This window comes from Shinella sp. Sh6 (assembly GCF_055392685.1).
In genome coordinates this window covers 405,469-420,487 of sequence record NZ_AP044005.1, presented here as the reverse complement: position 1 = coordinate 420,487, position 15,019 = coordinate 405,469, and the positions used below count along the sequence as shown (strand labels likewise).

General features: G+C 63.8%; 18 protein-coding genes. 2 read left to right on the top strand and 16 right to left on the bottom strand.

Annotation, left to right across the window (positions count from 1 at the left end; all coding sequences use genetic code 11):
* Positions 1 to 72: 72 nt before the first annotated feature.
* A complete protein-coding gene (locus tag ACZ5TO_RS02020) occupies positions 73 to 432 on the top strand; it encodes a hypothetical protein (RefSeq protein ID WP_464799346.1) in 360 nt (119 codons plus the stop codon).
* Between the two features lie 7 nt (positions 433 to 439).
* Here the strand turns inward: ACZ5TO_RS02020 and ACZ5TO_RS02015 are convergent, their stop codons facing one another.
* The 9 genes from ACZ5TO_RS02015 to ACZ5TO_RS01975 form a co-directional block, all read right to left on the bottom strand.
* A complete protein-coding gene (locus ACZ5TO_RS02015; RefSeq protein WP_464799345.1) occupies positions 440 to 1,078 on the bottom strand; it encodes a ribbon-helix-helix domain-containing protein in 639 nt (212 codons plus the stop codon).
* Positions 1,079 to 1,111: 33 nt separating this feature from the next.
* Complete coding sequence (locus ACZ5TO_RS02010; protein ID WP_464799344.1) at positions 1,112 to 1,501, bottom strand: TolC family protein; 390 nt, start codon at positions 1,499 to 1,501, stop codon at positions 1,112 to 1,114.
* A 296-nt stretch (positions 1,502 to 1,797) separates the two neighbouring features.
* Complete coding sequence (locus tag ACZ5TO_RS02005) at positions 1,798 to 2,175, bottom strand: hypothetical protein (RefSeq protein ID WP_464799343.1); 378 nt, start codon at positions 2,173 to 2,175, stop codon at positions 1,798 to 1,800.
* A gap of 367 nt (positions 2,176 to 2,542) precedes the next feature.
* A complete protein-coding gene (locus ACZ5TO_RS02000; protein WP_464799342.1) occupies positions 2,543 to 2,866 on the bottom strand; it encodes a cupin domain-containing protein in 324 nt (107 codons plus the stop codon).
* Positions 2,867 to 2,874: 8 nt separating this feature from the next.
* Positions 2,875 to 3,717 (bottom strand): 5-dehydro-4-deoxy-D-glucuronate isomerase, encoded by an 843-nt coding sequence (kduI, locus tag ACZ5TO_RS01995; RefSeq protein WP_464799341.1) that lies wholly within the window; start codon positions 3,715 to 3,717, stop codon positions 2,875 to 2,877.
* Between the two features lie 28 nt (positions 3,718 to 3,745).
* Positions 3,746 to 4,477, bottom strand: a complete 732-nt coding sequence (locus ACZ5TO_RS01990) for an ATP-binding cassette domain-containing protein (RefSeq protein WP_464799340.1) — start codon at positions 4,475 to 4,477, stop codon at positions 3,746 to 3,748.
* Entirely contained in the window at positions 4,477 to 5,496 is a 1,020-nt protein-coding gene (locus ACZ5TO_RS01985; protein ID WP_464799339.1) for an ABC transporter permease, read from the bottom strand. Before ACZ5TO_RS01985 ends, ACZ5TO_RS01990 begins: the two co-directional genes overlap by 1 nt.
* A gap of 66 nt (positions 5,497 to 5,562) precedes the next feature.
* Positions 5,563 to 6,513 (bottom strand): sugar ABC transporter substrate-binding protein, encoded by a 951-nt coding sequence (locus ACZ5TO_RS01980; RefSeq protein WP_184144992.1) that lies wholly within the window; start codon positions 6,511 to 6,513, stop codon positions 5,563 to 5,565.
* Between the two features lie 123 nt (positions 6,514 to 6,636).
* Entirely contained in the window at positions 6,637 to 8,151 is a 1,515-nt protein-coding gene (locus ACZ5TO_RS01975) for an aldehyde dehydrogenase family protein (protein WP_464800319.1), read from the bottom strand.
* Between the two features lie 126 nt (positions 8,152 to 8,277).
* Here ACZ5TO_RS01975 and ACZ5TO_RS01970 point away from each other — a divergent pair, with 126 nt between their 5' ends.
* A complete protein-coding gene (locus ACZ5TO_RS01970; RefSeq protein ID WP_464799338.1) occupies positions 8,278 to 8,979 on the top strand; it encodes a GntR family transcriptional regulator in 702 nt (233 codons plus the stop codon).
* A gap of 93 nt (positions 8,980 to 9,072) precedes the next feature.
* On the opposite strand, the gene ACZ5TO_RS01965 is transcribed toward ACZ5TO_RS01970, so the two are convergent.
* From ACZ5TO_RS01965 to ACZ5TO_RS01935, 7 genes are all read right to left on the bottom strand, one after another.
* A complete protein-coding gene (locus tag ACZ5TO_RS01965; protein WP_464799337.1) occupies positions 9,073 to 10,539 on the bottom strand; it encodes an MATE family efflux transporter in 1,467 nt (488 codons plus the stop codon).
* A gap of 200 nt (positions 10,540 to 10,739) precedes the next feature.
* Entirely contained in the window at positions 10,740 to 11,315 is a 576-nt protein-coding gene (locus ACZ5TO_RS01960) for a DUF308 domain-containing protein (protein WP_464799336.1), read from the bottom strand.
* 57 nt (positions 11,316 to 11,372) lie between these two features.
* Complete coding sequence (locus tag ACZ5TO_RS01955; protein ID WP_464799335.1) at positions 11,373 to 11,648, bottom strand: hypothetical protein; 276 nt, start codon at positions 11,646 to 11,648, stop codon at positions 11,373 to 11,375.
* Between the two features lie 141 nt (positions 11,649 to 11,789).
* Positions 11,790 to 12,380, bottom strand: a complete 591-nt coding sequence (locus ACZ5TO_RS01950) for a TetR/AcrR family transcriptional regulator (RefSeq protein WP_464799334.1) — start codon at positions 12,378 to 12,380, stop codon at positions 11,790 to 11,792.
* 114 nt (positions 12,381 to 12,494) lie between these two features.
* Positions 12,495 to 13,325, bottom strand: coding sequence for an oxidoreductase (locus ACZ5TO_RS01945; protein ID WP_464799333.1), 831 nt, complete (start codon positions 13,323 to 13,325; stop codon positions 12,495 to 12,497).
* A gap of 65 nt (positions 13,326 to 13,390) precedes the next feature.
* The gene (locus ACZ5TO_RS01940; RefSeq protein ID WP_464799332.1) at positions 13,391 to 14,116 is read right to left on the bottom strand and encodes an SDR family oxidoreductase; all 726 of its coding nucleotides are present in this window, start codon (positions 14,114 to 14,116) and stop codon (positions 13,391 to 13,393) included.
* A gap of 263 nt (positions 14,117 to 14,379) precedes the next feature.
* A complete protein-coding gene (locus tag ACZ5TO_RS01935; protein WP_464799331.1) occupies positions 14,380 to 14,913 on the bottom strand; it encodes a TetR/AcrR family transcriptional regulator in 534 nt (177 codons plus the stop codon).
* Between the last annotated feature and the right edge of the window lie 106 nt (positions 14,914 to 15,019).

Genomic DNA, 15,019 nt, shown 5'->3' with positions numbered 1-15,019 from the left:
GGCATGGATGAGATGGCCCCATGGACGGGGACTGATTTGTTTCCAGCAGCTCCATGCGGGATTACGAACGTCATGCAGGTCAGCGCCAGCGATACCCTCAAAAGCGGTTCGGACAGCGACAACGAACTCCCCCTCGCCGTCGTGGCCTCGGCGGAGGATACTGCCGCGGTAAACGTGATCGACGGTCTCGATACCGTTGGCGGCGACATTGTCGATTTGACTTTCCTCCTGGACAGTGCACTCGAGCCACCGCCGATCCCCTCCGCCGTCGCGGAGGTCATCGGTTTGGCGGCAGGCGGATTCGAGCAGGAAATCGATGGCAGCGTTGCTGGCGCTGGAGCCGTGCCGGCTTCCTCATTCGTCAATGAGCCGGGCTTCCGGATTCTCTACGATGACGATCTTGCGTTCCACCATGCCAATCCGGCTCTTTAGTCCTGGTTCAAGGCAAGACATAGCAGAGGATGATGCCGGGGCCTGAAACGGCCGCCAGAACGGCGTTCAACCTGCCCCGCAGGTTCTGGCCTCCGAGGCTGACGACGAAACCGATCTCCAGCGGCCGGTTGCCGTTTGCCTTCAATGTCGCAGCCAGGGGGGACAATTGAACGTCAAGGGCAAGTCCGAGATCGTGCCTCACCGGCTCGGGCTCGGCGTCTGAAAAATGAGCCTGGATGTAGTCGAGAAAGGGCTGGTTGTAGGCTACGAGCCGCTTGTCGAGCCCGAGGGCGAAAGCCGGCCCAGGCGAAGCCATCACCAGCTTGCTGACACCAGCGGGATTCGTGATCTCGCGCTCTGCGGCGAGCAAGTCACGCATCCAGCGCAGGCAATATGCCCGCAAGAATGCGGTCGCGTTGACTGACGGGGGAGCCTCGGCAAGAATGCTTCCGACTAGGGCGCCGATCTTCTTCTGTCTGGCGGCTGCGATTTCCCTCAAGACCTGCCAGTAGATCGCCTCGAGGCGGATGCCGCGACGGATTTTGCCCGCCTCGACCACACGAAAGACAAGTTCCGTATCCTGTGCCGCTGAAGAGGCCGGCGTAGCGGATACCTGTTCGCAGGTCGCGCTTGAGAGATGCTCCACCGGTCTATCCCTCTCGCTTGGCCGCAGCCAGGTTCATGCTGGCGCGAGCACGCGGAACGAGGCGCTGTCGACGCGGGCGGCCCGGCGCGCGCCGCCATCGAAGAGCTTCTCCGCCACGGAAAGGCCGACATCGGCAGGATAGAGCGGGTCGTCGTCAAGCCCGCCGAGGCGCCGCGAGGCACTGTCGAGCCGTTCGATGCCGACCCCGCTTTCGAGGTCGATGCCGGGAAGGTAAAGGCCGCGCGCCTGGCGCAGCTCGAATTCGGTGGCCTCGCGGTTCTCGTTGGCCTGTCCGATCTCGGGATTGGACTCCAGCGTGACCGCCATCGCCTCCTTCAGCGTGAGGGCATTCGCGTTGACCGGCGAAAACGCCACCCCAACAAGCAGAGCTGCCGAAACGGCGCCCAGTAACGACTTATGCATGCCCCCAACCCCAAATCGACGCGAGCGCCCTGTCCCCCAAGGCCGCCACGCGATAAAGTCGCATTCTCTATATCTATACACGCTCCATATCTACCATCAATTTCCCGCCGGGCAAGCGTCACTGATCCGGAGCAGCGTACCTAACCCCATGACAGACATGCCACGAATGTACAGGCTGGATAATTGCCAACCTTTCGGAATAGAGAATCGCGAACATTCGCGCGGCAGTTGCATCGAGCGCGGGGCGACGCTGATCAAACCGCCTCGGTCTTAGAGGATGCTGGTGTCCATGTTCTTCAGCGAACGGGCGCGCAGCTCCCGACATCGGCCGGCTTGAGGCGGCCTGCCTGAAGGTCGCTCCATTGCGGTATCGACGGGTCATGACCGCCGATCGATGCCTCGAAGGTGGCGCGGTCCAGCTTGACGATCCGTCCGCTTGACGTGAGGCTCACCATCTCCTTCTTGTTGACATAGGCCAGGCTGACATTCAGCCGGCAGAAGAACCGCTTGCTACCGTTCGAGACGATCCAGCCATACGCACCGGACTTTCCCCTTGTGAGTTTGCCGACGGCGTAATCCTGCCGTGCAAGCTTGGAAAAGGATTCCGCCTGCGCAATACCCGGCATGGCGGTCAGGCCGGCCATCGCGACGGCGACCAGCCACTTGAATGACATACACATTGATACCCCCGAAGCAGCCCGATACGTTCAATAGGGCCTGATAGAAAATTAATCCGAGAAATGCTTAACGCCAAAAGCATCCCTTAACTTGCGACCTTTGCCGGATGGTCACCTATCGAAAACAATGGTGATCAGCGCATCCGGCCCCAGCTCGATGGTAAAGTTCTTTAAGGATCATATCCTGATTGCAACAATACGGCGATCTGCCTTCGGGCAAATTACATCCCAAAATTGAGCTGTCAACCGGAAACATCGCATCGCGACATATTTTCAAAAGAAAGCTGCGCGAACGGCAGTTCTCTCTGCCCGTCGCCGTCGTTTCCTGCTGATTCATACTGCGGCGGGCTCTACCCCTCCTCGCCTACAGGAAATCGTCCCGGCGCGGGGTGAAGGTGTCGATCAGCAGGCCGGGCGTCAAGGCGACCACGCCGTGCACGAGGTTCGGCGCGACGATGAAGCTGCTTCCGGCCTCGAGCCGCGTGGTGACGCCGTCCACCGTGACGTCGAAGGAACCTTCGGCGACGTAGCTTGCCTGCGTATGCGGATGCGAATGGAGGGCGCCGACGGCGCCCTTCTCGAAGCGGAAGGCGACGAGCATCATTTCCGGGCGCTCACTCAGCACTGCGCGACGATTGCCGGGTGCGACCTCGGTCCAGACGGTGTCTTCAGGCAGGGTATAATACATAGGTCCTCTCATCGCAGCGCTTCCATCGGCACCTTGTCCATGTCCGTGAAGCTCATGTTATCGCCGGCCATGGCCCAGATGAAGGCATAGCGCCCGGTGCCCGCGCCGGAATGGATCGACCAGCCCGGCGACAGCACCGCCTCGCGGTTCTTGAGGACCACATGCCGCGTCTCGCCCGGTTCGCCCATGAAATGGAAGATGCGCGTCGCTTCCTCCATGCCGAAATAGAGATAGACCTCCATGCGCCGGTCGTGCACATGCGCAGGCATCGTGTTCCAGACGGAGCCCGGCTCGAACATGGTGAGGCCGACGAGGAGCTGGCAGCTCTCGCAGACGTCCGGATGCACATACTGGTTGATGGTGCGGGCGTTGGATTCCTCCGCCGAGCCGAGATGCACCTTCCTCGCCATCTCGCGCGTGATGTGCACGGTCGGGCAGGCGCGGTGCGCCGGCGCGCTCAGGAGATAGAACAAGGCGGGCTCGGCCGGGTCGTCGCTGGCAAAGGCAAGCTCCCCCTCGCCCATGCCGACATAAAGCGCCTCCTGGAAGCCGAGCGCGTATTCCCGGCCGCCGACGCCGACCCGCCCGGCACCGCCGATATTGACGACGGCGGCCTCGCGGCGCTCCAGAAAGCGCTCCGTGCCGGTCTCGGCGACCCGGTCGATCACGAGCGTTTCGCTGGTCGGCACGATGCCGCCGACCACCATGCGGTCGAGGTGGCTGTAGGTGAGGTTCACTTCGCCCGGCTGGAACAGCGCCTCGATGACGAAGCCTTCGCGCAGGCCCTGCGTGTTGCGCCTTGCGGCGTCCTCGGGCCCGACGACCTGGCGTACGGATACGGAAATGGTCACGGCATCTGCCTCCTGCTTTCGGGGACGCTCAGGTGAGCACGACATAGTCGGTGAGCTGGCTGATGGTCGTGTCGGCCTTGGCGACGTCGAAGACCTTCGTGCCGTGGCTCATGATCACGAACCGGTCGCAGACCTGGTAGGCGTGGTAGATATTGTGCGTCACCAATACGCTGGAGACGTTCTCCGCCTTCAGCTTCAGCACCTGGTTCAGGAGCGCCTCGGTCTCGCGCACGGAGAGCGCCGAGGTCGGCTCGTCGAGCAGCAGCACGCGCTTCTTGAAATGGACGGCGCGGGCGATGGCGACGGCCTGCTTCTGCCCGCCGGACAGGTTGCCGACCAGCGTATCGGGCGAATCGATGCCGGAAATGTGCACGGCGTTCTGCAGCACCTCCATGGCGATGTCGCGCATCTCGCGCTGGCGCAGGAAGCCGAAGCGGTCCGTCAGCTCGCGCCCCATGAAGATGTTGCGGGTGATCGAGAGCGAATCCACCAGCGCCGTGTGCTGGTAGATCGTCTCGATGCCGGCCTCGGCCGAATCCGAGCGGCAGGTGAACGCGGCCTTCCGGCCGTCGACGGTCAGGTAGCCGTCGGTCGGCTTGTGGATGCCGGAGATGAGGTTGACCGTCGTCGACTTGCCGGCGCCGTTGTCGCCGAGCAGGCCCACCACCTCCCCTTCGCCGATGTGGAAGCTGAGGTTGCGCAGCGCCGTCAGCGCGCCGAAGCTCTTGGAGATGTTGTGCAGTTCGAGGAGATGAGACATCACGCAAGCCCTCGCCGCTCGATAAGATGGTTGAAGATGGCGGCCAGCACGATCAGCGTCGCGATGAACATGTCGAGATAGAAGCCCGGCGCGCGCAGGAGCAGCAGCACGTCGGTGATGGTGTGGATGAGCAGCACGCCGAGGAAGACGCCGACGATCGAGCCGCGCCCGCCTCGCAGGGAAAGCCCGCCGATGACGCAGGCGGCAATCGCCTGCAATTCGAGCCCGGCGCCCTGCCCCGGCTGCACGCTGCCGACGCGGGCCGTGGCGAGGATACCGGCGACCGCCGCCATGCCGCCGGCAATGGCGAAGGCGATGAGCTTGACGCGGTTCGTGTCGATGCCGATGGCCTCCGCCGCGCCGCGGTTGCCGCCCGTCGCGAAGACGTGGTTGCCGAAACGGTGGCGGTGCAGCAGGAAGTGGAAGCCGATAACGAAGAGCACGATCCAGATGAAGGCGGCATTGATGCCGAGCAGCGTGCCGGAAAACAGGCTGGTGAAGGCCGGCTCGGGATCGAAGCGCACCTGCACCGCGCCGTTGTAGAGCAGCACCGCGCCCCGCCAGAACAGCAGGCCGCCGAGCGTGACGATGAAGGACGGCAGGCCGAAGCGCAGCGTGATCTGGCCGTTGAGGAGGCCGATCAGCACGCCGGCGAGGATGCCGAGCGGCGCGGCGAGAAAGGCGCTGAGGCCTGCGCCGACGAGGCTTGCCATCAGCACCGCGGTGAAGGTGTAGACGGAGCCGACGGAAAGGTCGAACTCGCCGGCGATCATCAGCACGCCCGCGCCGAGCGCCAGCGAGCCGAGCACCGGAACAGCCTTCATCAGGATCGTCAGGTTCTGCGGCGAGAGATAGCGGAAATCGTCGGGATAGAGGAGCGCGCCGGCGATGCAGACGATCTGCAACGTCACGAAGACGAGCAGGATCGCCCCCGCGGGCGTGGCCATGATCCGCTTGAGGATGGATTGTCTTTGGGTGCGCGAGCGGGGCGCGGCGCTTTCTGCAAGGATGGGTGTCACGGTCTGGACTCGATCGTTGGGGAACGGGAACCTGCCGGCAAGGCCGGCAGGCCCCTCTGGGCACGATTAGCGGTAGCTGCCGATCAGCGGCTTGACCGAACCGATGCGCGACTTGTCGAGGAAGGCGCCCTGCCCGGTATCGATATCGGTCGGCGTCAGGCCGTACTTCTTGGAAAGCGCGATCTGGGCGATCGGATAGTAGCCCTGGAGATAGGGCTGCTGGTCCATGGTCGCGAACATCGCGCCGCTCTCCACCGCATTGACGATCTCGACCGCAAGGTCGAAGCCGCCGAACGGGATATCCACGCCGGCATCCTTGATGGCGCCCGCGCCGACCGTGGAGGTGACCGAGCCCGTGCCGAACAGCGCCTTGACGTTCGGGTTGGCGATGAGGAACTGGGCAATGATGTTCTGCGCTTCCGCCGGATCGAGGCCGGCGCGCACCGTCTCGACCTTGATGCCGGCCTCCGTCATCGCCTTCTCGATGCCGCCGCCGCGCGCGACGGCGAAGCTCGCCTCCGGGATCTCGCGCGGATTGAAGACGACGTCGCCGGATTTCAGGCCGAATTCCTTGATCATGCGGTTGCCGAGCTCGTAGCCCGAGGCGAACTCGTTCATGCCGACATAGGCCTGGCGGCAATTGCCCTTGGCGCCGTCGAGGTCGTCGTTATTGAAGCCGATGACGACGATGCCGGCCTTCACGGCCGCGCAGATGCTCTCGTCGAAGGCGTCCGAGGAGGAGATGGAGACGGCGATACCGTCGACGCCGCTTGCCGTCGCGCTCTCGATCAGGTCGTTCTGGCGCACCGGATCGTTGTTGGCATATTGCACGTCGAGGTCGACGCCGAACTGGGCGGCGGCATCTTGCGCGCCTTTCACCACGGGATTAAAGAACTGGACGCTCGGATCGAGGTAGATGATCATCGTCGCCTTCACGTCGGCGGCGAGCGCCGTCGATGCGAGCATGGTGGTAACGCCCGCGGCAAGAACCGCGGCTTTCAACCTGGTCAATTTCATTTGCGTATCCTCCCTTTGGATGTGCAATGCGGGTCCAAAAGACCCAAGTCTCGGCTGGCGGGCTCCGACCAAAGATTTCGCCAGCCGAGATTTTCCTCCTCCTGATCGCCTCGCGGCAGCCGGTTATGCGAACCAGGGCGCCGGGCGCCCGAGCGTGACGTGCACGCCCTTGAACTGGGAATATTCGTCGAAGCCGTAGCGGCCGAGCTCGCGGCCAAGGCCGCTCTTCTTGTAGCCGCCGATCGGCAGTTCCGGCGTGCCGTCGATCACGCTGTTGATCCAGCAGCGGCCGGCACGGATGCGGCGGATGCTCTGCAGCGCGGTTTCCAGATTGGTCGACCAGACGGAAGCCGACAGGCCGAACTCGGTGGCATTGGCCATCGCGACGGCCTCGTCCGCCGTTTTAAAGGTCAGCGTCGAGAGCACCGGCCCGAAAATCTCCTCCCGGGCAATCGACATGTCGGGCGTCACGCCGGCAAAGATCGTCGGCGCATAGTAGAGCCCGGCGTCCCTGCCGACCCTCTCGCCGCCGAGCAGCAGTTCCGCGCCCGCCGCGACGCCGGCCTCTACGTAGGAATGCACCTTCTCGGCATGCGCTTCCGAGATCATCGCGCCGATCTTCGTACGCTCGTTGAGCGGGTCGCCGAACGTCACCTTGCGGGAAATGTCGATAAGGCGCTCCATCAGCGCATCGCGGATGCCCTCCTCGACGAGAAGCCGGCTGCCGGAAATGCAGCACTGGCCGGCATTGTGGTAGACGCCGTAGGCGATGCCGTCGGCCGCCGCATCGAGGTCCGCATCGGCGAAGACGATCTGCGGGCCCTTGCCGCCGAGCTCCAGCCCGACGCGCTTGACGCTGCGTGCCGCGATCTCGCCGAGCTTCGTGCCGACGCGCACGGAGCCGGTGAAGGCCACCATGTCGACGCCGGAGTCTTCCGCCAGAACCTGGCCCGCCGGATCGCCGTAGCCGGTGACGACGTTGAAGACGCCGTCCGGAATGCCCGCCTCGCGCGCCAGCTCCGCCATGCGGATCGAGGTGCCGGAGGTGAACTCGGACGGCTTCAGCACCACCGTGCAGCCGGCGCCGATGGCCCACGGCACGCGCTCGGAGGCGATGATGAAGGGGAAGTTCCAGGGCGTGATGATGCCGACGACGCCGACCGGCTCGCGCAGCACGAGGCCGAGGCGATCCTCGCCGATATTGTTGTGGCTCTGGCCTTCGAGCGCGCGCGCCTGCCCGGCCGCATAGGACCAGAGGTCGGCGCAAAAGCCGATCTCGCCGCGCGCCTGGGCAATCGGCTTGCCGACCTCCAGGCTTTCGGCAAGCGCCAGCTCCTCCTGATGGGCAAGGATGAGGTCCGCCACCTTGAACATCAGGCGCGAGCGCTCGGCGCCCGACATGCGCGGCCAGGGGCCGGTATCGAAGGCGCGGCGCGCGGCGGCGATTGCCGTGCGCACGTCGTCGGCCGAGGCGTCCGGCCAGGTGCCGACCACGACGCCGGCATGGCCGGGGCTCACCCGGTCGATGGTCCTGCCCGAGGCCGCGTCCACGGACTTGCTATCGACAAGCATCCGGTAGCGGGATTTAATGCCGAGGCGGGGATCACGGGAATCGGGCGCAATGAAATTGGTCAGCAATATCGTCTTCAGGCCGGCCACGCGGTGCCCGCCTCTCCCTGTTGCATCATCCGGTTTTCAGCCGCCGGATTTCTGTTGGCTTGAATTGTATGGTACTGTATGGTGGTTTAAATTGGATGTCAACGCGTGATGGCGGCGAAAGAAATGAACCTTGAATCCATGAAGATCGACACCGGCGAGACGGCGGCTGCGCAGGTGGAGCGGGACCTGCGCGAATCCATCATCCGGCTGGAGCTCGCGCCCGGCGTGCGGCTCTCCGAACAGGAGATCGCCACCCGCATGGGCGTATCGCGCCAGCCGGTGCGCGAGGCGCTGATCGCACTCGGCAAGTCGAAGCTGGTGGATATCCGCCCGAACCGGGGCACGGTCGTCGTGCGCATCTCCGCCCGGCAGATGATGGAGGCGCGCTTCGTGCGCGAGGCGATCGAGACCGCCGTCGCCCGCCGCGCCAGCGAGACCTTCGACGGCTGGACACGGCGCAGGATCGACACGATCCTCGCCCGCCAGAAAGCGGCGATGGAGGCGCAGGACCACAATGCCTTCCGCCGCGAGGACGAGCAGTTTCACATCGCGATCGCCGAGGGCGCCGGCTGCGGCCTTGCCTGGAACGCCATCTCCGACATCAAGGCCCACATGGACCGGGTCTGCAACCTCCAGCTCCGCCATCCCGATTCCATGACGAAGCTGATCGCCGAGCACGAGGCGATCATCGCCGCCATCGACACGCGCGATGCGGGAGCGGCCGAGGCCGCCATGCGCCGCCACCTCAACGGCATCCTCGCCGACCTGCCGCAGATCGAGGCCGACAACCCGGACCTCTTCGAATAGGCATGCGCCTTCCGGCCGTCTCGGCGCCTGATAGCGATTGTGTTTGCCGCTCTCGCCCCGGCTCCCTCAAGCGCGCATCGCCCTAACCACGGATCACGGCTCGGCGGATGACATCTCCCCCGCGAGGTTCGCGCGTTCGCGCGGCATGCCGAAGCCGGTGTCGGGGGCAAGGCCCGCGGCGGGCCGGCTCTCGATCATGTGCAGGTTCCGCCAGTTGCCGAAGCGGTAATAGGCCGCGGCCAGAAGCAGGGAGGTGATCGAGCCGGCAGGGAAGCTCCACCACAGCGCATCCTGGCCGAGCACGCTCCGCAATGCGTAGGCGAAGGTCGTGCGCACCAGCAGCACGGAGATGACCAGAATGATGAGCGGCGGCATGACGGCGCCGGTCGCCCGCACCGTGGCGAAGAGGACGATGGTGATGCCGAACAGGATGAAGGACCAGGAGGCGGCGTTGTTTATGTGGATGGCGATATCGATGGCGGCGCTGTCTCCTGTCAGGAAAAGGCCGAGCACCGCCCGGTCGAACAGGTACAGGGCCACGACCAGCACGCCCGTCAGCACGAGGTTGAAACCGACGCCGGCAGCGGTGATCCGGCCGATCCGGTCCCATCGGCCCGCGCCGACATTCTGCGCGGCCATGGAGGAAACCGCAGCCCCCACCGCCAGGGCCGGCATCTGGACATAGGTCCACAGCTGGGCGGCGATGCCGTAGGCGGCCGCGACCCGCGAGCCGTAGGTGTTCACGAGCCCCATCACCGTCAGCGCCGCCGCGGAGATCACGATCATCTGCAGGCCCATGGGGACCCCCTTGACGACGACGAGACGCAGGAGCGCAGCGTCGGGCCGCAGCAGCGAGAGGTCTTCGCCGGCAAGCCGCAGCGGATGCCGGCGCGCATAGAGCAGGGCCAGGATCGAAACGGCGCTGACGGTCTGCCCGATGAGCGTGGAGGTAGCCGATCCGGCGATGCCCATTTTCGGAAACGGACCGATCCCGTCGATGAGCAACGGGTTCAGCACGACGTCGAGGAAGACGGCGAGCGCCATGAAAACGAAAGGCGTGCGCGAATCGCCCGCGCCGCGTAACACGGTCATGACGAAGGCGAGCAGGTTCATCACCGGCACCGCGAGGAAGATGATGCGCAGATAGGATCGGGCCAGCGGAAGGGCATCGGCCGGCGTGCCGAGCAGGGTGAGGATCGCATCGACCCAGACCCAACCGCAAACCGCGAACAGGACCGAGATGGCCAGGAAGAACGTGGCGCTGGTGCCGACGATACGGCGCGCCTCGGGCAGGTCGTGCGCGCCGACGGACTGGGCCACCAGGATCGTCGCGGCCATGCCGATGCCGAAGACCGTGCCGAGAATGAGAAACAGGACAAGATTGGCGTTGGACGTGGCCGTCAGCGCCGACTCGCCGAGAAACCTTCCCACCCAGATCGCATTGATCGACCCGTTCAGCGATTGCAGGACGTTCGCGCCGAGCACGGGCAGCGCGAAGACGAGCAAGGTGCGCGCAATCGGCCCGGAGGTGAGATCGCGGGTTCGGCTGGGTTTCGCCACGGCATTCTCCATCGCAGGTGAACTGGTTGCCCGGACGTCTATCTACCGCGCCCGCAATTCATGTCCACCCCGTCGTGCACCTAGCGGCGCATGGAGACAGCAGCCGGTACCCGCTCCCCGTCGCGTCAGGCCGCGGAAGAACCCTCCAGCCTGACCGGCCATCGCGGTCATCGCGATGGCCGGTCAGGCTGGATGTGTTTTCATGCCGCTGCTGCGCGCCTCATGTGGCTGACCGTCAGCCAGATGGCGGAGACCAGGAAGTAAAAGGCGCCGAGGCCCGCATATCCGGCGACATTCGCGATCGACGGCTCGTCGGGCATACCCGCCTGGGCGATGAAGAAGGCGCCCGCTATTGCCGATTGTCCCCCGCTGAGGATCATTACCCACTGACCGCCGTTCGTCTTCCAGCGGCGGACGGCGGCGCTTAGCTGCAGCAAACCGGAAAAGATCGCCCATATGCCAAAGACGGCAAGCACCCAGTTCATGCTCACGTTCAGGGCGAAGATGACGATGACGGTCATGAGCGAACTGACTGCGAAATTGAACGCCTGACTGCGGTTCCTTGCCAAACCGCCGTTTCGCGTCGCATCGATGACGTTCGCCGCGGCATCCCATGCGGGATAGACGGCCAGCAGCAGGGCGGCAACGGCGAACGACTGCCTTCCTGCGACAAGCGCCGCGATGACCCACATAGTGGAGAATGCCGCCCGCACGAAATAGTAGCGCTTCAGCCAGTATTCGTTGTCGTTGAAGGTGCCGGGTGTCTGGTTGGTCATTGTATACGTCCTTGTTTTCGATTGATGGCTGCGTTTCACCCCTTGCCCGCGAAACGCTCAAATGTAGAAGGCGCGGCCGCCGGGAGGTGTTGTCTCGTCCCAGGCCGGCTTTCCGATACGTTCGCTCTCTCCCGAGAGCTTCCGGGGTCGCCGGCGGTGAAAATCCGCCGCCGGCTGGCCGCGCCGTTCGAGGCCAGCCGTGATGGCCGACTGCCGGGCGGCGACCCAGCGCCCGTCGGGATCCGTCAGGATCGAATTCGTCTGGCAGATACCAACGGGGCTCGATGGCGCCGTCGCCGAAACCGGCTCGATCGCGGCTAGCCGCCTCGACACAACGGCCTCCTCCCGGCCTCGCTTGAACATTCGCGAGTGCGCGCCATGGCGGCGATCGGTGTCTTGATCACATTTATCTTCCTACTAGTTGATAGGCAAAGAGAACGCATTTTGCCCACGGGCGACGGCTCGCCCGCGAGATTACTGGATAGCGGTTGCGGACAGGCGCTGTAGGGCCGGATGGAGCACCGCGGCAAACATGTCCGGTCGCCCATAGGCGCGCGCCGACAGCATCGCTCCGTGAACGCAGGCGAGGAACGTCTCCGCCTCGACCTCAGGGGGGCTCGACAGGGTCAGGGAACCCGTTACCGCGCCTCGCTCCATGACGACGGTCAGCCATCTGGAGAGGAAACGGAAGAAGGCGGTCACTTCCGTCGCGACCTCCGGCGGCAGCGAAGGCAGTTCGCTCGCCAGCATTGCGCAAACGCAGAACGGCCGGCTTGCATCCTCGATGCATTTCGCCCAGTGGTCCGCATATGTCCTGAGGATGTCGAGGGGTTGCCCGCCGCTATTCTCAAGGGCGGCGACGCCGCTTTGGGCGTCTTCCCGATAGCGCAGCACCAGTGTCCGGACAAGATCCGCCTTGGTCGGGAAATGATGGTGGATGCTTGCCTTGCGTATGCCGACGACGTCCGCAATGTCGGCATAGCTAAAGCCATTGTATCCGCCGTTCACGATCAACGTGCGCGCGGAAGCGAGGATCACGTCAGAGGTGGTCGATAAGTTGCTCATGTGGCCAATCTACCTTCCAGTAGGTAGTTATATCAAGTGCGACGCCCGCGTGGAGACTGCGCGAAAGCAGAGGCGGGAAAACGGCGGCATTCCCTCATGCCGCCGGGATTGATCCTAGTCCTGGAAGCCCGTCGATACGATGTCTTCCTTCCAGATCGCGACAGCCTCGCCAAAGGCGGCGAACTTCGCATGGGCGAGTTCGATGACGCGCGCGCTCAGAGGAAGGCGGAGCGGAGGGCTTTCGGAATCGATCGCCTTCATCATCAGCGCAACGCCTTTTTCAGGGTCCCCGAGCTGCCTTCCATCGTTCGTCGCGCGGTAGGTCCGGGCGCCGCCGGCCGAAACCGCGTAGTCGTCGATGACATTCCTTGCGACCGTCATCGAGCGCCCCAGGAATTCCGTCCGGAACGGCCCCGGCTCCACGACGATGACGGCGATGCCCAAGGGCGCCAGTTCCGCGGAGAGGGCATCGGAAAGTCCCTCCACGGCGAACTTCGTCGCATTGTAATATCCATGCCCGGCGGTTCCCCTCAGGCCGGCGCCTGACGACAGGTTGACGACCCGGCCGCCTCTTTGGCGACGAAGCAAGGGAAGCGCCGCCCTTGTCGTCTCGATCAGCCCGAAGACATTCGTTTCAAACAGCGGTCGATATTCGGCGGGCGTGCCTTCCTCGATAGCGCCGATCATGCCGTGGCCGGCATTGTTTACCAGCACATCGAGACGGCCGAACTCTTTCTCCGCGAAGCTTACGGCCCTTTGCGCATCTCCCGCACGGGTCACGTCTAGTTCGACAGCCCTTGCGGTTTGCGGATATTGAGCGGTGAACTCGCCGAGCGAGTCCAGATTGCGCGCCGTGGCGACGACACGGTCGCCGCGCGCAAGCGCACGATGCGCCAGGATTTTTCCAAAGCCGCCGGAGCATCCTGTAATCAGCCAGACTTTCATCAAACATCTCCTATATTCGGGATAGGTGCCGGGCCGTCCGTGATGGACGGTCCGGTCTCCAGGCTTCAGATCTGCTCCAGTCCGCCATCGACCGTCAGTTCGATACCGTTGATATAGCTGGCGTCCTGCGATGCGAGGAAAAGGCCGGCGGCGGCGATCTCGGCCGGCTCGGCCATGTAGCCCAGCGGGACCTCGCGAGCGGTGAAGTCTCTGAGAGCCTGGATCTCGGCCTCCCCCATATTGAGGCCATTCTTCATGAGAGGGGTGAGCGTGAAGCCCGGGCTCAGCGCGTTGACGCGGATTTTCCGGCCGCGAAGTTCGTTGGCCCAGGTACGCGCGAACGACCTGACAGCGGATTTCGAAGCGTTGTAGAGGCTCAGCCCCTCCATGCCGTTGTTGGCGCAGATCGATGCCGTCAGCACAAGCGAAGCCCCGTCCTTGACGAGGGGAACCAATGTCTGGACGGTGAAGAAAACGCCTTTGACATTTATATCGAACGTCTTGTCGAAATCCGCTTCGGCCGTGTTGCCGAATTCGTTCTTCTCGCAGATCCCGGCATTCGCGAAGACCGAATCCAGCGTATCGCCGCGTTCTTCGATCTCGCCCTTCAGCTTTTCCAGGTCGGAAAGGCTTGAGACGTCGGACACCACCGGGACGGCCGCGCCACCGAGCAGAGCGGCGGCCTCGTTCAGCGTGCCGGCCGACCGGCCGGTGATATAGACCCGCCTGGCCCCTTCGGCGATGAGCCCCTGGGCGATGGAGAAACCGATGCCGGTGGATCCTCCGGTCACCACGGATACGTGATTTTCGAACTTCCTTGACACTATTTTTAATCCCTTTCGAGGTGAGCGGATTCGCGTTTCCGAACCGGCCGTAAGCCGACGATCAATTTTCGGCTTCGACGACTATTTCGGAACCATTCAGTACCTAACAGGACGGAGCACGCAACGCGCATTCCCCATCCCCACCCTATTTGGAACCATTCAGTTCCTATTTCAAGTAAAATCTTTCCACCCCCTTCACGGGGAGCCGCCGGACCAGGGCCTACCAAATCTCAGGAAAGCAGTTTCATGACGAGATCGACATTCGCGCACATCTGCTTGCGGGATGATCCCGCCTTGCCGAGCACCCTCATCCCGTTGGCCTGGGAGACGATAAAATGCGCCACCGCCTGAGCGTCCAGGTGCTTGCCGAACTCGCCGGCCTTCTGGCCCCGCACGATCGCGTCAGCGAAGAGGTCCTGCAGCCGGCGAAACAAGGAAGCGATGCGCCGGGCGGCCTCGGGATTGGCCGGCAGCATTTCCGTTGCGGTCCCCACCGCGAAACACCCACGCCGCCCTTCATCGCCTGACGACAGATCCGCGTATCGCAGTAAGGCGTTCCGTATGGCGATCGCCGGCGAGACGTCGGCTTTCAGGATCTCGCGCATATCTCGAACGGCATCTTCGATATAGATATCCAGGGCACGGAGAAACACGGCTTCCTTGTCGCCAAAGGCCTTGTAGAAGCTTCCCCGCGACAGCTCCATGCCACCAAGCAAATCCGGCAGCGAAGCATCGTGATAGCCGCGGTCCCAAAAAACGTTCATCGCCTTTCGCGTTACCTCCCCGATATCGAATTCGCGGGGCCTGCCGATGGTAGGAGAAGGGCTTGATGGCTTTTGCATGCCATAATGTAGACTGAATGGTTTATAT